21 protein-coding genes are annotated in these 18,453 nt (G+C 59.5%); 16 read left to right on the top strand and 5 right to left on the bottom strand.

Going from position 1 to position 18,453, the window contains the following annotated elements; genetic code table 11:
* The first annotated feature begins 16 nt into the window (after nucleotides 1-16).
* From purF to hisP, 6 genes are all read left to right on the top strand, one after another.
* Entirely contained in the window at nucleotides 17-1,534 is a 1,518-nt protein-coding gene (gene purF / locus QOL81_RS06050; protein WP_049200165.1) for an amidophosphoribosyltransferase, read from the top strand.
* A gap of 131 nt (nucleotides 1,535-1,665) precedes the next feature.
* Entirely contained in the window at nucleotides 1,666-2,238 is a 573-nt protein-coding gene (locus QOL81_RS06045) for a UbiX family flavin prenyltransferase (RefSeq protein WP_060420024.1), read from the top strand.
* Nucleotides 2,239-2,541: 303 nt separating this feature from the next.
* Entirely contained in the window at nucleotides 2,542-3,324 is a 783-nt protein-coding gene (gene hisJ / locus QOL81_RS06040; protein WP_019453740.1) for a histidine ABC transporter substrate-binding protein HisJ, read from the top strand.
* Between the two features lie 82 nt (nucleotides 3,325-3,406).
* The gene (locus QOL81_RS06035) at nucleotides 3,407-4,093 is read left to right on the top strand and encodes a histidine ABC transporter permease HisQ (RefSeq protein WP_060439354.1); all 687 of its coding nucleotides are present in this window, start codon (nucleotides 3,407-3,409) and stop codon (nucleotides 4,091-4,093) included.
* On the top strand, nucleotides 4,090-4,794 hold the full coding sequence (locus QOL81_RS06030; RefSeq protein WP_038876436.1) for an ABC transporter permease: 705 nt from the start codon (nucleotides 4,090-4,092) through the stop codon (nucleotides 4,792-4,794). The genes QOL81_RS06035 and QOL81_RS06030 overlap by 4 nt, the downstream gene beginning before the upstream one ends.
* A 21-nt stretch (nucleotides 4,795-4,815) precedes the next feature.
* The gene (hisP, locus tag QOL81_RS06025) at nucleotides 4,816-5,589 is read left to right on the top strand and encodes a histidine ABC transporter ATP-binding protein HisP (RefSeq protein ID WP_038876434.1); all 774 of its coding nucleotides are present in this window, start codon (nucleotides 4,816-4,818) and stop codon (nucleotides 5,587-5,589) included.
* 7 nt (nucleotides 5,590-5,596) lie between these two features.
* Here the strand turns inward: hisP and QOL81_RS06020 are convergent, their stop codons facing one another.
* The 3 genes from QOL81_RS06020 to yfcG form a co-directional block, all read right to left on the bottom strand.
* Nucleotides 5,597-6,511 (bottom strand): TIGR01777 family oxidoreductase, encoded by a 915-nt coding sequence (locus tag QOL81_RS06020; protein ID WP_087763410.1) that lies wholly within the window; start codon nucleotides 6,509-6,511, stop codon nucleotides 5,597-5,599.
* 16 nt (nucleotides 6,512-6,527) lie between these two features.
* A complete protein-coding gene (gene folX / locus QOL81_RS06015) occupies nucleotides 6,528-6,899 on the bottom strand; it encodes a dihydroneopterin triphosphate 2'-epimerase (protein WP_025303682.1) in 372 nt (123 codons plus the stop codon).
* A 111-nt stretch (nucleotides 6,900-7,010) separates the two neighbouring features.
* Nucleotides 7,011-7,640: a GSH-dependent disulfide bond oxidoreductase gene (gene yfcG / locus QOL81_RS06010; RefSeq protein WP_055317045.1), complete on the bottom strand. Its 630-nt coding sequence runs from the start codon at nucleotides 7,638-7,640 to the stop codon at nucleotides 7,011-7,013.
* Between the two features lie 233 nt (nucleotides 7,641-7,873).
* On the opposite strand from yfcG, the gene yfcE reads away from it, so the two are divergent.
* Complete coding sequence (gene yfcE, locus QOL81_RS06005) at nucleotides 7,874-8,425, top strand: phosphodiesterase (protein WP_033648055.1); 552 nt, start codon at nucleotides 7,874-7,876, stop codon at nucleotides 8,423-8,425.
* 99 nt (nucleotides 8,426-8,524) lie between these two features.
* A complete protein-coding gene (yfcD, locus tag QOL81_RS06000; RefSeq protein WP_004936086.1) occupies nucleotides 8,525-9,070 on the top strand; it encodes an NUDIX hydrolase YfcD in 546 nt (181 codons plus the stop codon).
* Nucleotides 9,071-9,124: 54 nt separating this feature from the next.
* Here yfcD and QOL81_RS05995 read toward each other — a convergent pair whose 3' ends face one another.
* Entirely contained in the window at nucleotides 9,125-10,144 is a 1,020-nt protein-coding gene (locus QOL81_RS05995; protein WP_038876425.1) for a LacI family DNA-binding transcriptional regulator, read from the bottom strand.
* Between the two features lie 310 nt (nucleotides 10,145-10,454).
* On the opposite strand from QOL81_RS05995, the gene QOL81_RS05990 reads away from it, so the two are divergent.
* The 8 genes from QOL81_RS05990 (at nucleotide 10,455) to QOL81_RS05955 (ending at nucleotide 16,141) form a co-directional block, all read left to right on the top strand.
* Nucleotides 10,455-10,898: a PTS sugar transporter subunit IIA gene (locus QOL81_RS05990; protein ID WP_060420033.1), complete on the top strand. Its 444-nt coding sequence runs from the start codon at nucleotides 10,455-10,457 to the stop codon at nucleotides 10,896-10,898.
* A gap of 92 nt (nucleotides 10,899-10,990) precedes the next feature.
* Nucleotides 10,991-11,272: a PTS sugar transporter subunit IIB gene (locus tag QOL81_RS05985; RefSeq protein WP_025303676.1), complete on the top strand. Its 282-nt coding sequence runs from the start codon at nucleotides 10,991-10,993 to the stop codon at nucleotides 11,270-11,272.
* Nucleotides 11,273-11,295: 23 nt separating this feature from the next.
* Complete coding sequence (locus QOL81_RS05980) at nucleotides 11,296-12,675, top strand: PTS ascorbate transporter subunit IIC (RefSeq protein WP_004936074.1); 1,380 nt, start codon at nucleotides 11,296-11,298, stop codon at nucleotides 12,673-12,675.
* 13 nt (nucleotides 12,676-12,688) lie between these two features.
* Nucleotides 12,689-13,540: a transketolase gene (locus QOL81_RS05975; RefSeq protein ID WP_060420036.1), complete on the top strand. Its 852-nt coding sequence runs from the start codon at nucleotides 12,689-12,691 to the stop codon at nucleotides 13,538-13,540.
* Nucleotides 13,533-14,507, top strand: coding sequence for a transketolase family protein (locus QOL81_RS05970; protein WP_060420040.1), 975 nt, complete (start codon nucleotides 13,533-13,535; stop codon nucleotides 14,505-14,507). The genes QOL81_RS05975 and QOL81_RS05970 overlap by 8 nt, the downstream gene beginning before the upstream one ends.
* Nucleotides 14,508-14,715: 208 nt before the next feature.
* The gene (locus tag QOL81_RS05965) at nucleotides 14,716-15,192 is read left to right on the top strand and encodes a putative T6SS immunity periplasmic lipoprotein (protein WP_230200951.1); all 477 of its coding nucleotides are present in this window, start codon (nucleotides 14,716-14,718) and stop codon (nucleotides 15,190-15,192) included.
* A 132-nt stretch (nucleotides 15,193-15,324) separates the two neighbouring features.
* Nucleotides 15,325-15,717: a polymorphic toxin type 44 domain-containing protein gene (locus tag QOL81_RS05960; RefSeq protein WP_072265427.1), complete on the top strand. Its 393-nt coding sequence runs from the start codon at nucleotides 15,325-15,327 to the stop codon at nucleotides 15,715-15,717.
* Nucleotides 15,695-16,141 (top strand): hypothetical protein, encoded by a 447-nt coding sequence (locus QOL81_RS05955; protein WP_072265426.1) that lies wholly within the window; start codon nucleotides 15,695-15,697, stop codon nucleotides 16,139-16,141. The genes QOL81_RS05960 and QOL81_RS05955 overlap by 23 nt, the downstream gene beginning before the upstream one ends.
* Before the next feature lie 111 nt (nucleotides 16,142-16,252).
* On the opposite strand, the gene pta is transcribed toward QOL81_RS05955, so the two are convergent.
* Entirely contained in the window at nucleotides 16,253-18,412 is a 2,160-nt protein-coding gene (pta, locus tag QOL81_RS05950) for a phosphate acetyltransferase (RefSeq protein WP_049203683.1), read from the bottom strand.
* Nucleotides 18,413-18,453: the final 41 nt, after the last annotated feature.

The raw sequence follows: 18,453 nt of genomic DNA, 5'->3' as shown, positions 1-18,453 counted from the left end.
ATGAGGAAAAGACAACATGTGCGGTATTGTCGGTATCGCCGGTTTCATGCCGGTAAACCAGTCGATTTATGATGCGCTGACGGTGCTTCAGCACCGTGGCCAGGATGCCGCAGGCATCGTCACCATTGACGCCCACAACGGGTTCCGTTTGCGTAAAGCCAACGGCCTGGTGAAGGATGTGTTTGAGGCGCGCCATATGCAACGCTTGCAGGGCAACATGGGCATTGGCCATGTGCGTTACCCGACGGCCGGCAGCTCGAGCGCCTCTGAGGCCCAGCCTTTCTACGTCAACTCGCCGTTCGGCATTACGCTGGCCCACAACGGCAACCTGACCAACGCCCATGAGCTGCGCCAAAATCTGTTCGAAAGCGGCCGCCGCCATGTCAACACCACCTCCGACTCGGAAATCCTGCTGAACGTGCTGGCCAGCGAGCTGGACCGCTTCCCGCACTACCCGCTGGAGGCCGACAACATCTTTACCGCGGTCGCCGCCATGCATCAGCAACTGCGCGGCGCTTACGCCTGCGTGGCGATGATCATCGGCCACGGCCTGCTGGCGTTCCGCGACCCGAACGGCATTCGCCCGCTGGTGATCGGCAAGCGCACGCTGGAGGATGGCCGCAGCGAGTACATGGTGGCCTCCGAGAGCGTGGCGCTGGATACCCTGGGCTTTGAGTTCCTGCGCGACGTGGCGCCGGGCGAAGCGGTGTACATCACCACCAAGGGCCAGCTGTTCACCCGCCAGTGCGCGGAGAACCCGAAAACCAACCCGTGCCTGTTCGAATACGTTTATTTCGCGCGCCCGGACTCCTTTATGGACAAGATCTCGGTCTACAGCGCCCGCGTGCGCATGGGCCAGAAGCTGGGTGAGAAGATCGCCCGCGAGTGGGAAGATCTGGACATCGACGTGGTGATCCCGATTCCGGAAACCTCCTGCGACATCGCGCTGGAGATCGCGCGCATTCTCGAGAAGCCATACCGCCAGGGCTTCGTGAAGAACCGCTACGTCGGCCGCACCTTCATCATGCCGGGCCAGCAGGCGCGTCGCCAGTCGGTGCGCCGCAAGCTGAACGCCAACCGCGCCGAGTTCCGCGACAAGAACGTGCTGCTGGTGGATGATTCCATCGTGCGCGGCACCACGTCGGAACAGATCGTCGAGATGGCGCGCGAAGCGGGCGCCAAGCGCGTGTACCTGGCTTCCGCCGCGCCGGAAGTGCGCTTCCCGAACGTCTACGGCATCGACATGCCGAGCGCCAACGAACTGATCGCCCACGGGCGTGAAGTGGATGAAATCCGCCAGATCATCGGCGCCGACGGGCTGATTTTCCAGGACCTGGACGATCTGATCGAAGCGGTGCGCGAAGAGAACCCGGACATCACCCAGTTCGAATGTTCGGTGTTCAACGGCATCTACGTGACCAAAGACGTCGACCAAAGCTATCTGGAATACCTGGAGTCGCTGCGCAGCGACGACGCCAAGGCGCTGCGGGTGCAAACCGAAGCGGAAAATCTGGAACTGCACAACGAAGGCTAACCGCCTGCGTTGATCCCTCAGGGTGCATCGCCGCGTCTGCGGCGGTGCACCTTGCTCCTCTGACTTGCTTATCCCTCGCCATTGCGGCAAAGTCTGCCTGATCTTACTTTTTACGGCAGAGGCCATTCTTCATGAAACGACTCATCATCGGCATTTCCGGCGCCAGCGGCGCTGTCTACGGCGTGCGCCTGTTACAGGTTTTGCGCGACGTCGCAGAGGTGGAAACCCATCTGGTGATGAGTAACGCGGCAAGACAGACGCTGGCGCTGGAAACGCCGTACAGCCTGCGTGAAGTGCAGGCGCTGGCCGATGTGGTGCACGACGCGCGCGACATCGCCGCCGGCATCTCCTCCGGCTCCTTCAAGACCCTGGGCATGGCAATCCTGCCTTGCTCGATCAAAACCCTGTCCGGCATCGTCAACAGCTACAGCGACGGGCTGCTGACCCGTGCCGCCGACGTGGTGCTCAAAGAGCGCCGCCGTTTGGTGCTGTGCGTGCGGGAAACGCCGCTGCATTTGGGGCACCTGCGGTTGATGACCCAGGCGGCGGAGATGGGGGCGGTGATCATGCCGCCGGTGCCGGCGTTTTACCACCAGCCGACAAGCGTGGAAGACATCATCGATCAGACCGTCAATCGGGTGATCGATCAGTTTGATATCGAACTGCCGATCGACCTGTTCACCCGCTGGCAGGGTGCTAATTAACAGTTTTATCCCTAAATTGGTACATTTGTGCAACACCGCACTGAATTGGGGCGGAGTATGCACCATAATGATCCCACTTCATCACGCTCACTGTTTCATGGCGCCGCCTTGTCGCGGCTGCCAGTGGCGCGGCCCCGACCGGCCGATTTAATTTTGCGGTTATCGTCCCAGGAAACAGTATTGTGAAGGCCGGAGCCGTTCCCTCCGCCCGTAGCACCGAATGTGGCACGATTACTGCAAATTGATTTGGTGGGGAAAGTAATGCCCGTAGTGGCATCAAAAAAATCAATTTGAGGGTAATTTATGAAAAAGCGGGTTTTGATTTTGCCGTTAGTTCTGGCTTTGAGCGCCGCCAGCAGCGCCTTTGCCGCCATTCCTTCCACGCTGAAGATTGGCACCGATCCGACATACGCGCCGTTTGAATCCAAAAACGCCAAAGGCGAGCTGGTCGGCTTTGACATCGATTTGGCCAAAGAGCTGTGCAAACGCATCAATACCCAATGCACCTTCGTGGAGAGCGACTTCGACGCGCTGATCCCATCCCTCAAGGCGAAGAAGATTGACGCCATTATCTCTTCGCTGTCCATCACTGAAAAACGCCAGCAGGAAATCGCCTTTACCGACAAGCTGTATGCCGCCAACGCGCGTCTGATCGCGCCGAAGGGCTCCAAGCTGCTGCCAACCGCCGAAGCGCTGAAAGGCAAGAGCGTGGGCGTGCTGCAGGGCACGACCCAGGAAGCCTACGCCAACGCCATGTGGCAGCCGAAAGGGGTGACCGTCGTGCCTTACCAGAACCAGGATCTGGCTTATGCCGACCTGGCCTCCGGCCGTATCGATGCCGCCTTCCAGGATGAAGTAGCGGGCAGCGACGGCTTCCTGAAACAGCCACCGGGCAAAGACTATGCGTTCGCCGGCGAATCGGTGAAGGATGACAAGTTCTTCGGCGTCGGCACCGGCATGGGGCTGCGCAAGACCGATACCGAGCTGAAAGCGGCGCTGGACAAAGCCTTCGCCGAGATGCGTAAAGACGGCACCTACGACAAATACGCGAAAAAGTACTTCGACTTTGACGTCTACGGCGGGTAATCCGCTTCCCGTTCCATGCTGTGACTGCGGGGCCGGTGCGCCGGCCCCGATGGTTCGGATCCTAGACCACAGGGTGAAGTAGATGCTGCAAGGCTATTCCCAACTGATTTTCGAGGGGGCTCTGGTGACGTTGGAGCTGGCCCTCAGTTCCGTGGTGCTGGCGGTGGTGATCGGTCTGATCGGCGCCGGTGGCAAACTGTCTCATAACCCCTTAATCTCCGGCCTGTTCGGTGCCTATACCACGCTGATCCGCGGCGTGCCCGATCTGGTGCTGATGCTGCTGATCTTTTACGGTTTACAGATCGCGCTGAACAACATCACCACGCTGCTGGGCTTCGCGCAGATCGATATCGATCCGCTCGGCGCCGGCATCATTACCCTCGGCTTTATCTACGGCGCTTATTTTACCGAGACCTTCCGCGGCGCCTATCTGGCGGTGCCGAAAGGGCAGATCGAAGCGGCGACGGCCTACGGCTTCAGCGGCGCGCAGATCTTTCGGCGCATTCTGTTCCCGGCGATGATGCGTTTCGCCTTGCCGGGCATCGGCAACAACTGGCAGGTGATCCTGAAGGCGACGGCGCTGGTGTCGATCCTCGGCCTGAACGACGTGGTGAAAGCCACGCAGCTGGCGGGGAAAGGCACCTATCAGCCGTTCTTCTTCGCCATCGTGGCCGGCGTGGTTTACCTGATCTTCACTACCGTTTCCAACGGCGTGCTGCTGTGGCTTGAACGGCGTTACTCACTGGGCGTCAAGAGGGCCGAGCTATGATTGAGATCCTGCAACAGTATTGGCAGTCGCTGCTGTGGAGCGACGGCTACCGCTTCACCGGCGTGGCGGTAACGCTGTGGCTGCTGATCGCCTCGGTGGTGATGGGCGGGCTGCTGGCGATCCCGATGGCGGTGGCGCGCGTCTCTTCCATCCGCTGGGTGCGTTTCCCGGTGTGGCTCTACACCTATGTGTTTCGCGGTACGCCGCTGTACGTGCAGCTGCTGGTGTTCTACTCCGGCATGTACAGCCTTGAGATCGTGCGCGGCAGCGAGTTTCTCAACGCGTTTTTCCGCAGCGGGCTCAACTGCACCATCCTGGCGCTGACGCTCAACACCTGCGCCTATACCACCGAGATCTTCGCCGGGGCCATCCGCTCGGTGCCGCACGGTGAAATCGAGGCCGCCAACGCCTACGGTTTCTCGCGCTTCAAGATGTATCGCTGCATCATTTTACCTTCGGCGCTGCGCACCGCGCTGCCGGCTTACAGCAACGAAGTGATCCTGATGCTGCACTCCACCGCGCTGGCGTTTACCGCCACCGTGCCGGATCTGCTGAAGATCGCGCGCGACATCAACGCCGCGACCTATCAGCCGTTCTACGCCTTCGGCATCGCGGCGGTGCTGTACCTGATCATCTCCTACGTGTTAATCAGCCTGTTCCGCAAGGCTGAAAGACGCTGGATGGCACACGTTAGTCACTGATAAATGACGGGAAGAAAAACCATGTCTGAGAATAAATTAGCCGTCACGGAACTGCATAAACGCTATGGCGACCACGAAGTGCTGAAGGGTGTCTCGCTGGCGGCCAACGCCGGGGATGTGATCAGCATCATCGGCTCCTCCGGCTCCGGCAAAAGTACCTTTCTGCGCTGCATCAACTTCCTCGAGAAGCCGAGCGAAGGCTCGATCAGCCTGAACAACGAAGACATTCGCATGGTGCGCGACAAAGACGGCCAGCTGAAGGTGTTCGACAAGAAGCAGCTGCAGCTGCTGCGCACCCGCCTGACCATGGTGTTCCAGCATTTCAATCTGTGGAGCCACATGACGGTGCTCGAGAACGTGATGGAGGCGCCGGTGCAGGTGCTGGGGCTGAGCAAGGCCGAAGCGCATGAGCGCGCGGTTCGCTATCTGGATAAGGTGGGCATCGATGAGCGGGCGCGCGGCAAATACCCGGTGCACCTGTCGGGCGGCCAGCAGCAGCGTGTTTCTATCGCCCGCGCGTTGGCGATGGAGCCGGAAGTGCTGCTGTTTGACGAGCCGACGTCGGCGCTGGATCCCGAGCTGGTGGGCGAGGTGCTGCGTATCATGCAGAAGCTGGCGGAAGAGGGGAAAACCATGGTGGTGGTGACGCACGAAATGGAGTTTGCGCGCCACGTTTCCAACCACGTGATTTTCCTGCACAAAGGGTTGATTGAAGAGCAGGGGCCGCCGGCCGAGCTGTTCGGCAACCCCAAAAGCCCGCGCCTGCAGCAGTTCCTGTCCGGCGCGTTGAAGTAACTTCAGATCAGCGGGCTTCGGCCCGCTGATTAATCACGTCATCCAGCGCCTGTTCCAGCTCCAGATAGCGGAAGTGGAAGCCGGCCTCCTCCAGCCGCTTCGGCACCGCCCGCTGGCCGCCGAGCACCAGCACCGCCGCTTCCCCCATCAACAAACGCATGACGAACGCCGGCACCCGCAGAAACGCCGGGCGATCGAGCACGTTGGCCAATTGGGCGGCGAACTGTTCGTTATGCACCGGGTAGGGAGCGACCATGTTGAACGGGCCGGTCAGCGTGGCGTGATCCAGCAGATAAATAATGGCGTTGACCATGTCTTCGAGATGGATCCACGGCAGGTATTGGCGACCGTCGCCGATCGGGCCGCCCAGCCCGAAGCGGAACGGCGGCAGCATTTTAGCCAGCGCGCCGCCCTGTGGCGCTAGCACCACGCCGGTGCGCAGCAGGCAGACCCGGGTGGCGTCGCTCTGCGCCTGCAGCGCCAGCGCTTCCCAGCGTTGGCACAGCTGGTGGGTGAATTCGTCGTGCGGCGGCTCCTCTTCGGTGACCACCGCCTGCCCCTGGTCGCCGTAGTAGCCGACGGCGGAACCGGAAATCAGCACGCCGGGCGGCGTGCTGCCGGCCTTGATAAGCTGCGCCAACCGCTCGGTCAGATCCCAGCGGCTATGGCACAGCCGCTGTTTCTGCTGTGCGCTCCAGCGCTTGTCGGCGATAGGTTCGCCGGCCAAATTGATCACCGCATCGAAGTCATCCAGCGACTGCCGGTCGTCCAGCGTTTGCCAATAGCTCGGTTGGTCGCCCAGCCTGGCCCGGGCTCGCCGTTCGTCTCGCGTCAGCACCGTAATGTGGTGAGAAAGCGCCAGCAGCCTGGCCGTCAGGCTGCTGCCTATCAATCCCGTTGCGCCGGTGATCAGGATCCGCATGGTCGACCTCCCTGAGTTAGTCCCGGCGGTAGCTCATGGTCATGGAGACCGAATCGGCGTAGCGCAGGGCCAGAAGTTTATCTATCTCCACTTCAGCATAGGTTACCCAGGCATGTTCTTTTACGATATCGAGCACATCCTGCGTTAATTTTTCCAGCAGCGCGAAACGGTTATCTTCCACATGGCGGATGATCGCTTTGGTGATGGTGCGGTAGTTGAGCGCGTCGGCGATGTCTTCGCTGTTGCGCGCCTTGTCCGCCGGGTAGTGGATCACCACGTTAATCAGGACGTCCTGTCGGTTGTTGATTTCTTCTTCCTTGATACCGATGAACGTGCGCAACCGCAGATTTTTAATGCGAATAACGGCGTCGGGTTGACTGAAAGACATCAGAGATTCTCCATAGGTCTGATTATTGGCGTTCAGAATACACGGAAAGTAGGGAAATGATAACGCAGGGGCGATGTGACTCCCCGGCGGCGGGGAGTCGGGGAGCGGGGGTTAGCCCTGTTCAGCCAGCTTATAGGCGCGCTCGGTCGCCGGGCGGTTGCTGATGCGCTCGAACCAGTTGCGCACCGCCGGGTAATCCGCCAGATCGATGCGCTGGCGCGGATGCGACACCACCCACGGGTAGGTGGCGATATCGGCGATGCTGTAGTTGTCGCCGCCCAGGTACGGGTGTTTTTGCAGTTCGGCTTCCAGCACGCCATACAGCCGCTTGGTCTCCAGCTGATAGCGCTCGATGGCGTAAGGCACCGGCTGCGGCGCGTAGTGGTTGAAGTGGTGATTCTGCCCGAGCATCGGCCCGAAACCGGCCACCTGCCAGAACAGCCACTGCAGGGTGGCGGCGCGTTCGCGCAGGCCCTTGCTCAACAGCTTGCCGGTTTTCTCCGCCAGATACAGCAGGATTTCCCCGGACTCGAACAGGCTGATTGGCGCGCCGCCGTCCACCGGTTGCTGATCGACGATCGCCGGGATTTTGTTGTTGGGAGAAATGCTCAGAAAGTCCGGTTTGTACTGCTCGCCGGCGCTGATGTTTACGCGATGGATACGGTAGGGTAAGCCGACCTCTTCCAAAAACAAGGTGATCTTGTGACCATTGGGAGTAGGCGCGTAATACAGGTCAATCATGTTGCCTCCTGCGGTAAGGTGATCTGTAATTCATTACACGTTGCTGCGGTCTTCGCCGCGCACAAAGGTATATCAGAGATCCAACAATAGCAGCTAAGGATAGCAGGCTATGTGGGATTCGTCCGATGCTATCTGCGCGGTTGGATCACAATTCTCCACCGGGGCGGACGGCGGTTTGCCGCACGGCGCCGGCGCGGTAAAATGGCGCTTATTTCCCTCTATAGGACAAGGTTATGAAGCTGATGTTCGCCTCGGATATCCACGGCTCGCTGCCGGCCACCGAACGCGTGCTGGAATTGTTCGCACAAAATGGCGCCGACTGGTTGATTCTTCTGGGTGATTTGCTGAATCACGGCCCGCGCAACGCGCTGCCGGCCGGGTATCAGCCCGCTCAGGTTGCCGAACGATTGAATCGCTATAGCGACAAGATCATCGCCGTTCGCGGCAATTGCGACAGCGAGGTCGATCAGATGCTGCTGACGTTTCCCATCGAGGCGCCCTGGCAACAGGTTTTACTGCAAAAAAGACGATTGTTTTTGACCCACGGTCACCTTTATCATCCCTCGGCACTGCCGCCGTTATCCCGCGGTGACGTCCTGGCCTACGGCCATACGCATCTGCCGCAGGCGGAGCGGCAGGGTGAGATCTATTGCTTCAATCCGGGCTCGGTCAGCATTCCCAAAGGGGGCTTTCCGGCCAGCTACGGCATGTTGGATCGGGGCACTTTGCGCGTGCTGACGCTCGACGGCGGCAAGGTCGTCGCGGAAGTGGCGTTAACACGCTAAACGCACTAATTTATACACACACAATAAAAATCTTTGAAAAACACTCATTGATTAACCAGCGCGCGGGATGCATCGCGCCAAAATAGAAGGTTTTAGAGGATGGCGGAACAGGGTCAGGCTGCAGATACCGAATGGGTTGATATCGTCGACGAGCAAAACGAGGTGATCGCGCAATCCAGTCGTCAACAGATGCGGGCGGAGCGGCTGCGCCATCGTGCTACCTATATTGTGGTGCATGATGGGATGGGAAAAATTCTGGTGCAGCGTCGCACCGAGATCAAGGACTTCTACCCGGGCTGGTTGGACGCAACGGCGGGTGGCGTAGTGCAAAGCGGTGAAAACGTGCTGGATTCGGCGCGCCGCGAGGCGGAAGAAGAGCTGGGCATCGCCGGTGTGCCTTTCGCCGAACACGGTCTGTTCTACTTCGAAGAAGAGCAGTGCCGGGTGTGGGGCGCGCTGTTCAGCTGCGTATCGCACGGCCCGTTCGCGCTGCAGGAAGAAGAAGTGGCCGAGGTGTGCTGGCTGACGCCGGAAGAGATCACCGCGCGCTGCGACGAGTTTACCCCGGATTCGCTGAAGGCGCTGTCGCTGTGGCTGACGCGCAACAACGAACAGGATTACGGTAAGCCGCTCGACAACCACTGAGACGCCAACGCGTGAGAAAGCCGGTCATCGACCGGCTTTTTTTATGGCGCGGATTCAGCAGCTGTCGCGGCGGCACAGCGTGGCGGGCAGGGAGCCTGCCGGCAGCCAGGGCTGCTCGTTCAGGCGCGCCAGCAGCGCCTGGCCGGCCTGAATGCCGATGTCGCGATGCGGAATGGTCATGGTGGTCAGCGGCGGCTGGCAGACCCGGCTGAACTCGCTGTTGCCGAACCCCACCACCGCCAGATTGTCCGGCACCTTGATGCGCCGTCGCTGGCATTCATACAGCGCGCCGCCGGCCAGTTCGTCCGAGGCGCACACCAATGCGTCCAGTTCCGGCCAGGCCAGCAGGAATTCCGGCAGCTGCTGCGCGCCGGTGCTGAAGCTGGCGGGCTGTGCGGCGTTGATCACCCGATGCGGCGACATATGGTTGCGCAGCAGCGCCTTGTGCCAGCCCTGCAGGTGCTGCTGGAAGATCCACTGTTCCTGATTGGCGCACAGCAGCCCGATGTTCTGATAGCCGCTGGCGATCACCGTTTGCGTCAGCTGATACATGGCCGCCACGTAGTCGATGCCGATGCTCATGTCGATCGGATCGGCGCGCACGGCGCCGATCTCCACCACCGGAATGTTGGCGGCGATCAGCGCGTTGCGGGCGTTTTGCGAATGCTCGACGCTGAGCAGCACCGCCGCCGCCAGGTTGTAAGAGAGCAGGGTCTCCAGCAATTTCTCTTCGCGCTCCAGATGGTGCTGCGACTCCGCCAGCATGATGTGATAACCGGCCGGCTGCAGCACTTTCTGCAGGCCGGCGAACATCTCGGCGCAGCCGGATTCGGACAGGCTGGGCACCACCATGGCGATGGTGTAGGACGAGGCCGACGCCAGCGAACTGGCGGCCAGGTTGGGCAGATACCCCAGTTCGCTCACCGCGGCTTCAATCTTCTCGCGCAGTTTGTCTGAAACCTGCTCCGGCGTGCGCAGCGCGCGCGACACCGTCATGGTGCCGACGCCCGCCAGCTGCGCTACGTCAGCCAACGTCACCCTGCCCGTGCTGCGTCGTTTTTTACCGATCGACATGCCTAATCCCGACTGAAATGCGCGCGCGGCGCATAAAAATGGTGAGGGTGGGAAGCCGACGGCGCGGCTTCGACGATCCCCGTATGCGGCACATTCTACCCCGTTACCCGAAAGAGCGAGAAAAAATTGTGGTTAACGCCATGCCGCGGCGCGGCGTTTTGATAGCGCTATCACAGATCTGCATGATAGCGCTTTGGTAGCGCTATCTTTGTGATATCCATCACTGTGTGGCCGGGTGGGGTTGATTAAAGTTTTACCGTCGTCGGTGAATTAATCACCGGCCGAAACCATCAACCTTTAGGAGGGTAACGTGCTGAAAGAGTGGCTGACCGCCGATCATATACAGCTGTGCGAACGGGTGGAGGACTGGCGCCAGGCGGTAACGCTGAGCGCGCAGCCGCTGCTGCAAGACGGCGTGATCACGCCGAATTACCTGACGGCCATCTTTCATCAGCAGGAGAAGCTCGGGCCTTACTTTGTCCTGGCGCCGGGCATCGCCATGCCGCACGCCCGGCCCGAAGAGGGCGCCAACGCGTTGGGATTATCGCTGTTGAAGATCCATCAGGGGGTGAACTTTCATTCCGCGGATAACGATCCGGTTCAGGTGGTGGTGATGCTTTCGGCGCCCGACGGCGACAGCCACATCGAATTGATTTCGCAACTGGCGGAATTATTTTCAGACAATCAGGCCATGGAGGCGTTATTTTACGCCAAAGATAAACGGCAAATCGAGGATATTATCGCCCGCTATTAACGCTTAATCACCAGGAACACTATTAATGCTAACAACGCCGGGAATATGACCGGCGGCGCTACCCTACACGCTAAATTCAACAGGTGGATATTATGAAAATCATGGCGATTTGCGGTTCCGGTCTCGGCAGCAGTTTTATGGTGGAAATGAACATTAAAAAGGTGCTGAAAAAGATGGGCGTGGAGGCCGAGGTCGAACACTCCGATCTGTCGTCCGCCACCCCCGGCGCCGCCGACGTGTTCGTGATGGCGAAAGACATCGCCGACAGCGCCAGCGTACCGGCCGAGCAGCTGGTGGTGATCAGCAACATCATCGACATTAATGAGCTGGAAGCCAAGCTGCGCGCTTACTTCGAAGCCCACTCAATCATCTGAATAAAACGATTGGCGAGGTGGATATGTTTATCCAGGAAACGCTTAAGTTTGTGGTGGATATATTAAAGGTGCCTTCGGTATTGGTCGGGCTTATTGCGCTGATCGGTTTGCTGGCGCAAAAAAAATCGTTTTCCGACGTGGTGAAAGGCACGGTAAAAACCATTCTCGGCTTTATCGTTTTGGGCGGCGGCGCCACGGTATTGGTCGGATCGCTCAATCCGCTGGGCGGCATGTTCGAACACGCGTTCAATATTCAGGGCATCATTCCGAATAACGAAGCCATTGTCTCCATCGCGCTGGAGAAATACGGCGCCTCCACCGCGCTGATCATGGCGTTCGGCATGGTGGCGAATATCGTGGTGGCGCGCTTCACCCGGCTGAAATACATCTTCCTGACCGGCCACCACACCTTCTACATGGCCTGCATGATCGGCATCATCCTAACGGTGGCGGGCTTCGAGGGCGTGCAGCTGGTGTTTACCGGCGCGCTGACCCTGGGGCTGGTGATGGCGTTCTTCCCGGCGATCGCCCAGCGCTATATGCGCCGCATCACCGGCAATGACGATATCGCCTTCGGCCACTTCGGCACCCTGGGCTACGTGCTGTCCGGCTGGATCGGTTCGAAGGTGGGCAAAAACTCGCGCTCGACCGAGGAGATGAACCTGCCGAAAAACCTCAGCTTCCTGCGCGACAGCTCCATTTCGATCTCGATGACCATGATCGTCATCTACCTGATCCTGGCGATCTGCGCCGGGCGGGCCTATGTGGAAAGCGAGCTCAGCGGCGGCCAGAACTACCTGGTGTATTCGATCATTCAGGCCATCACCTTCGCCGCCGGGGTGTTCATCATCCTGCAGGGCGTGCGTTTGATTCTGGCGGAAATCGTGCCGGCGTTCACCGGCTTCTCGGAAAAGCTGGTGCCGAATGCGCGGCCGGCGCTGGATTGCCCGGTGGTCTATCCCTATGCCCCCAACGCGGTGCTGATCGGCTTCCTGTTCAGCTTCCTTGGCGGATTGGCCGGGCTGTTCCTGCTGGGGCAGCTGAAGATGGTATTGATCCTGCCCGGCGTGGTGCCGCACTTCTTCACTGGCGCTACCGCCGGGGTGTTCGGCAACGCCACCGGCGGGCGGCGCGGCGCGATGCTGGGCGCCTTCGCCAACGGGCTGCTGATCACCTTCCTGCCGGTATTGCTGCTACCGGTGCTGGGGGCGCTGGGCTTTGCCAACACCACCTTCTCCGACGCCGACTTCGGCGCGATCGGCATCCTGCTGGGCAATATGGCGCGCTTTATGTCGAAGGAGATGATCATGCTGGCGATCGTCGCCGTGTTCGCGCTGCTGGTGGCGCATAACTTCCTGGGAAAACGCAAAGGCGCGCCGGCCGCTGACCGCGTCGAGAAATAACGAGGGCAGACTGATGAACTACACAACGAGCGAAACGGAAATTGAAGAGCTGCATACCCTGGCGCGGGCGATCCGCCTGGAAACGCTGAAAGCGCTGACCGGGCTGGGCTTCGGCCACTACGGCGGCTGCATGTCGGTGGTGGAGACGCTGGCGGTGCTGTATGGCAGCGTGATGCGCATCGATCCGGCGGATCCGGACTGGCCGGAGCGCGATGACTTCGTGCTGTCGAAAGGGCACGCCGGCCCGGCGCTGTACAGCACGCTGGCGATCAAGGGCTACTTCCCGCTGGCGGAGCTGAAGACCCTCAACCAGAACGGCACGCGTCTGCCGAGCCACCCGGACCGGCTGCGCACGCGCGGCGTGGACGCCACCACCGGCTCGCTGGGGCAGGGCGTATCGATCGCCGCCGGCATGGCGTTGTCCCATCGGCTGGCGGGGCGCCGCAATCGGGTGTTCAGCATCCTCGGTGACGGGGAACTGAACGAAGGGCAGTGCTGGGAGGCGTTCCAGTTTATCGCCCACCACAATCTGAACAACCTGACGCTGTTCATCGATTACAACAAGCAACAGCTGGACGGCGCGCTGGACGAGGTGATCCAACCGTTCGATCTGGCCGCCAAGTTCCGCGCCTTCGGTTTTAAGGTGCAGACCATCAAGGGCGATGACATCGCGGCGCTGCTGGCGGCGGTGGCGCCGGCGCGCGGCGGCGAACAGCGGCCGCTGGCGATCGTGCTCGACAGCATCAAAGGGCAGGGCGTGGCCTATCTGGAAAACCTGTCGAACTCTCACCACCTGCGCCTGACGCCGGACGTGCAGCAGGAAATCGAAAAAGCCATCGCCGAACTGGAGGCCGCCCATGTTTAACGTAGTGACGCAGTTGGAAAACGACGCCGTCGAAATGCGCAAAGTCTACGCCGGCGCGGTGCGTCGGCAGATTGAGGCGGGCGCGCCGATCATCGCGCTGGAGGCGGATCTGATGAGCTCGATGGCGATGGATGGCGTGCACAAGGATCACCCGCAGCACGTGATCAACTGCGGCATCATGGAGGCCAACGTGATCGGCGTCGCCGCCGGGCTGTCGCTCACCGGCCGGGTGCCGTTCGTGCATACCTTTACCGCCTTCGCCAGCCGCCGCTGTTTCGATCAGCTGTTCATGTCGCTGGATTATCAGCGCAACAACGTCAAGGTAATCGCCTCCGACGCCGGGGTGAGCGCCTGCCACAACGGCGGCACCCACATGTCGTTCGAGGATATGGGCATCGTGCGCGGGCTGGCGCATTCGGTGGTGCTGGAGGTAACCGACGCCACCATGTTCGCCGATATTCTGCGCCAGCTGATGGATCTGCGCGGCTTCTACTGGGTGCGCACCATTCGCAAGCAGGCGACGCGCATCTACCAGGAGGGCTCGCGCTTTACCATCGGCAAGGGCAACCTGCTGCGCGACGGAGACGACATTACGCTGATTGCCAATGGCATCATGGTGGCGGAGGCGCTGAAGGCGGCGCAGATGCTGGCGCAGCAGGGCGTCAGCGCGGCGGTGATCGATATGTTCACCCTCAAGCCTATCGACCGTGAACTGATCAAAACCTATGCGGCCAAAACCGGGCGCATCGTCACCTGTGAAAATCACAGCATTCATAATGGGCTGGGATCGGCGGTGGCGGAGGTGCTGGCGGAAGAGTGCCCGACGCCAATGCGGCGCGTGGGGGTGAAGGAGCGTTACGGCCAGGTGGGCACCCAGGCATTTCTACAGCAGGAGTACGGTCTGACCGCCGAGCATATTCTGGAGGCTGCCGGGCAGCTGCTGCAAAAACAGTTCTCGAGTCAATAACAACTGCTGTAACGAATGAGGTCTGGTGCTCTGGATAAAGCACATACCTTCCTGACCAGTATCTGAGTTATGACTCACACGTTATCAACTGAGAAGCCCCTTAAGGGGCTTTTTGTTTTTAATGGATAATAGATGGCCAATGCTAGGGTAAAAAGAGATAATAAAAATAGTTCAATAAATACAATAAGTTATATTCATGGAGTGAATAATGATAACAACAAGAGGCTCGTTCAGAAGGCTGACGCTAGGCGAGATCACGCTATCCCGCTCTTTCTATACCCTCATCATGATGATGTTGCTCAGTGGCTGTATCCTTGAAAAGCAACGTTTTTACGCTGCGGATATTACGCTGCGGGGAAATGATCTCTGTTTCTCTTTACCACAAACCTACCCAACACAGAGTGGCAGGGTCAGTCTGGTCAGTATCGCTATTGAACAACGGTTGGATAGCCAAACGCATGAACTCTGGCGCAGGAGCACTCTACCACTGAATCCCGTTGAGACGATTACGCCCGGCCAATGTATCCCATACTCGTTCAAGGCATTTGAGAGCAATGTGCCATACACCGTGGCAATCAGTACCGTGGATCCTCAGGATGCAGATTCCAAACGTTTCTGGCAGCGTAGTTTCTCGCTGAAAATCAGCGACGGCCAGATTTTGCAGGTTATTGCCAGCGCGGAGTAATAAAGCCAAAGAGGGATGAATGAAATGACAAGGACGGCAATGTGTGTGAAGCGAAGTGATAGGCATAACGCTTGAGAGAGTGCCGTTGGGTTTCTGCACCATAAATTACATTCGGCTCTCAAGGAGGAGATTATGGCCGTGATTCCATTACTGCCGCCAGGCGGTTTTACTGTTCTTGCCAGAAACTTGCGTGAGGCGCGCAGGCAGGGGCAACCACGCAACATGGCGTTGCCTGGTACTTACTATTGGTTCTACCATCAGGTAAAAAATCGGGGCCCTTGGGATTACAAGCAGCAAAATCGCGCATTGGCTAACTTTGGTAATTTCAATTATGGTGCAACCGGTACTGCGGCTGGAATTCCCGCAGATATTTTGTTGATGGGCGCTGGATTTGCTCAGTCACGGGCAGGAACATCGCGGCCAGAATGGAGTCATTGGTATCAACGCCCGCCGTATGGTGATGACCCTCAGGATCAATATTGGATCAAGCAAGGAATTGATTATGCAAATCGGCATGGTTACTAAATGGGCTCATCGGCTGCTGACGGCAATTTTGTTGGTTATTGTCGTCGGATTGGCGGGGTACTGGTATGCCACCCGCGATACTTATGACGATAAGCTCTATAGCAAAAAGCAGTTGACCGACGATATTTGGCTCTACATCACCGAGTACCAGAATGCGGGGGCTACCGACACGGATGTGTATCGTTACTATTTGAACAGAAGCCTGGATGGGGACCCTATCAAAGTGCTGGGGCAAAGTGCGCCAATCTTGACGGCGGATCGGGCTGATGCAACTATCCGTGGTGAGGGTAACCGCATCACCATCAATTTTTCCGGCAAGGTGTATTCCTTTACGAATTCGGCATTTTTCTATGCCACGAACAGCCAAACACCCATCATGCCTACCATTGATTTTTCTGCACGGGGCGTCAACGCCTGGCGATGATGGTGGGTGCAGCGGATTTGGCGGGTATTGTCTAAAACAGCATAATCACCAAGAATATCAGGCATAAAAAAGCCAGTCAGGATTACCTGACTGGCTTTTTTTAACGGTTTATTACGCCTTGGCGGCAGCGTCAGCCTGGGAAGACTGGATCGCCGTCAGCGCAACGGTGTAGACGATATCGTCAACCAGTGCACCGCGCGACAGGTCGTTCACCGGCTTGCGCATGCCTTGCAGCATCGGCCCGATGGAGACCAGGTCAGCGGAACGCTGTACCGCTTTGTAGGTGGTGTTGCCGGTGTTCAGATCCGGGAAGATGAACACGGTCGCCTGGCCGGCTACCGGTGAGTTCGGCGCCTTGGACTTGGCAACGTCGGCCATGATGGCGGCGTCGTACTGCAGCGGGCCGTCGATGATCAGGTCCGGGCGTTTTTCCTGCGCCAGACGGGTCGCTTCGCGCACTTTCTCGACGTCGCTGCCCGCACCGGAGTTGCCGGTGGAGTAGGAGATCATCGCTACGCGAGGCTCGATGCCGAAGGCCGCGGCGGAATCCGCAGACTGGATGGCGATCTCAGACAGCTGCTCGGCGGTCGGATCCGGGTTGATCGCGCAGTCGCCGTAGACCAGTACCTGGTCAGGCAGCAGCATGAAGAACACGGAGGACACCAGCGAGCTGCCCGGCGCGGTTTTGATCAGCTGCAACGGCGGACGGATGGTGTTGGCGGTGGTGTGAACCGCGCCGGAGACCAGACCGTCGACTTCGCCTTGTTCCAGCATCAGGGTGCCGAGCACCACGTTGTCTTCCAGCTGCTCGCGCGCGACCACTTCGGTCATGCCTTTGCTCTTGCGCAGCTCAACCAGACGCGGCACGTAGTTTTCACGTACGGCGACCGGATCGACGATTTCGATGCCTTTGCCCAGCTCAACGCCTTGCGCTGCCGCGACGCGCTGGATCTCGTCCGGGTTGCCGAGCAACACGCATTCCGCGATGCCGCGTTCGGCGCAGATGGCTGCCGCTTTCACGGTGCGCGGCTCGTCGCCTTCCGGCAGCACGATGCGTTTGCCGGCTTTACGCGCCAGCTCGGTCAGCTCGTAACGGAACGCCGGTGGAGACAGACGGCGTGAACGTTCGGAGGTGGCGGTCAGCGAGTCGATCCACTCGGTGTTGATGTGGCTGGCCACGTAGTTCTGCACTTTCTCGATGCGCTGGTGGTCGTCCGCCGGCACTTCGAGGTTGAAGCTCTGCAGGCTCAGCGAGGTCTGCCAGGTGTTGGTGTCGACCATGAACACCGGCAGGCCGGTCTGGAAGGCGCGTTCGCACAGCTTCTTGATCGGCTCGTCGATGGCGTAGCCGCCGGTCAGCAGGATGGCGCCGATTTCCACGCCGTTCATCGCCGCCAGGCAGGCGGAGACCAGCACGTCAGGACGGTCTGCGGAGGTCACCAGCAGAGAGCCCGGGCGGAAGTGTTCCAGCATGTGCGGGATGCTGCGCGCACAGAAGGTCACGGACTTCACGCGGCGAGTCATGATGTCGCCTTCGTTGACCACGCGGGCCTTCAGGTGGCGAGCCATGTCGATGGCACGGGTGGCGATCAGATCGAAGCTCCACGGCACGCAGCCCAGAACCGGCAGCGGGCTGTTGGCGAACAGCTGCGCAGGATCGACGTGGGCGATGCTGGCTTTGGTGGAGTCGTCGAAGATTTCGGACAGGTCAGGACGGGTGCGGCCCTGATCGTCGACCGGTGCGTTCAGCTTGTTGATGATTACGCCGGTGATGTTTTTGTTCTTGCTGCCGCCGAAGCTGGTGCGCGCCAGTTCGATGCGCTCTTTCAGCTGCGCCGGCGAGTCGTTGCCCAGCGCCAGCACGAAGACGATCTCGGCGTTCAGGGTTTTGGCGATCTCGTAGTTCAGCGCGTTGGCGAACTGATGCTTGCGGGTCGGCACCAGGCCTTCGATCAGCACCACTTCCGCGTCTTTGGTGTTCTCGTGGTAGCGCGCCACGATCTCTTCCATCAGCACGTCTTGCTGGTTGGAGCTCAGCAGGCCCTCAACGTAGTCCATGCGCAGCGGTTCGGCCGCCGTAATGGTGGAGTTGCTGCTGCGGATGATGGTGGTGGTCTGGTCGAGCGCGTTGTCGCCGGTGCGCGGTTGAGCGATAGGCTTGAACACGCTCAGACGAACGCCTTTTTGCTCCATGGAGCGGATGACACCCAGGCTGACGCTGGTCAGGCCGACGCTGGTGCCGGTGGGGATCAACATAATAGTACGTGACACAGAATAGTCCTCTTCACGATTAACATGAGGCTAAAACAACA

The organism is Serratia sp. CC22-02, assembly GCF_900182895.1.
In the GTDB taxonomy this organism is placed as follows: Bacteria; Pseudomonadota; Gammaproteobacteria; order Enterobacterales; family Enterobacteriaceae; genus Serratia; species Serratia nevei.
The sequence above is the reverse complement of the archived record's forward strand: the minus strand, read 5'-3'. Positions and strand labels throughout refer to the sequence as shown.

What these genes read in the sequence shown, in the direction of transcription:
- purF (WP_049200165.1), top strand. Translation starts at nt 17, where the DNA reads ATGTGCGGTATTGTCGGTATCGCCGGTTTCATGCCGGTAAACCAGTCG.
- QOL81_RS06045 (WP_060420024.1), top strand. Translation starts at nt 1,666, where the DNA reads ATGAAACGACTCATCATCGGCATTTCCGGCGCCAGCGGCGCTGTCTAC.
- hisJ (WP_019453740.1), top strand. Translation starts at nt 2,542, where the DNA reads ATGAAAAAGCGGGTTTTGATTTTGCCGTTAGTTCTGGCTTTGAGCGCC.
- QOL81_RS06035 (WP_060439354.1), top strand. Translation starts at nt 3,407, where the DNA reads ATGCTGCAAGGCTATTCCCAACTGATTTTCGAGGGGGCTCTGGTGACG.
- QOL81_RS06030 (WP_038876436.1), top strand. Translation starts at nt 4,090, where the DNA reads ATGATTGAGATCCTGCAACAGTATTGGCAGTCGCTGCTGTGGAGCGAC.
- hisP (WP_038876434.1), top strand. Translation starts at nt 4,816, where the DNA reads ATGTCTGAGAATAAATTAGCCGTCACGGAACTGCATAAACGCTATGGC.
- QOL81_RS06020 (WP_087763410.1), bottom strand. Translation starts at nt 6,511, where the DNA reads ATGCGGATCCTGATCACCGGCGCAACGGGATTGATAGGCAGCAGCCTG.
- folX (WP_025303682.1), bottom strand. Translation starts at nt 6,899, where the DNA reads ATGTCTTTCAGTCAACCCGACGCCGTTATTCGCATTAAAAATCTGCGG.
- yfcG (WP_055317045.1), bottom strand. Translation starts at nt 7,640, where the DNA reads ATGATTGACCTGTATTACGCGCCTACTCCCAATGGTCACAAGATCACC.
- yfcE (WP_033648055.1), top strand. Translation starts at nt 7,874, where the DNA reads ATGAAGCTGATGTTCGCCTCGGATATCCACGGCTCGCTGCCGGCCACC.
- yfcD (WP_004936086.1), top strand. Translation starts at nt 8,525, where the DNA reads ATGGCGGAACAGGGTCAGGCTGCAGATACCGAATGGGTTGATATCGTC.
- QOL81_RS05995 (WP_038876425.1), bottom strand. Translation starts at nt 10,144, where the DNA reads ATGTCGATCGGTAAAAAACGACGCAGCACGGGCAGGGTGACGTTGGCT.
- QOL81_RS05985 (WP_025303676.1), top strand. Translation starts at nt 10,991, where the DNA reads ATGAAAATCATGGCGATTTGCGGTTCCGGTCTCGGCAGCAGTTTTATG.
- QOL81_RS05980 (WP_004936074.1), top strand. Translation starts at nt 11,296, where the DNA reads ATGTTTATCCAGGAAACGCTTAAGTTTGTGGTGGATATATTAAAGGTG.
- QOL81_RS05975 (WP_060420036.1), top strand. Translation starts at nt 12,689, where the DNA reads ATGAACTACACAACGAGCGAAACGGAAATTGAAGAGCTGCATACCCTG.
- QOL81_RS05970 (WP_060420040.1), top strand. Translation starts at nt 13,533, where the DNA reads ATGTTTAACGTAGTGACGCAGTTGGAAAACGACGCCGTCGAAATGCGC.
- QOL81_RS05965 (WP_230200951.1), top strand. Translation starts at nt 14,716, where the DNA reads ATGATAACAACAAGAGGCTCGTTCAGAAGGCTGACGCTAGGCGAGATC.
- QOL81_RS05960 (WP_072265427.1), top strand. Translation starts at nt 15,325, where the DNA reads ATGGCCGTGATTCCATTACTGCCGCCAGGCGGTTTTACTGTTCTTGCC.
- QOL81_RS05955 (WP_072265426.1), top strand. Translation starts at nt 15,695, where the DNA reads ATGCAAATCGGCATGGTTACTAAATGGGCTCATCGGCTGCTGACGGCA.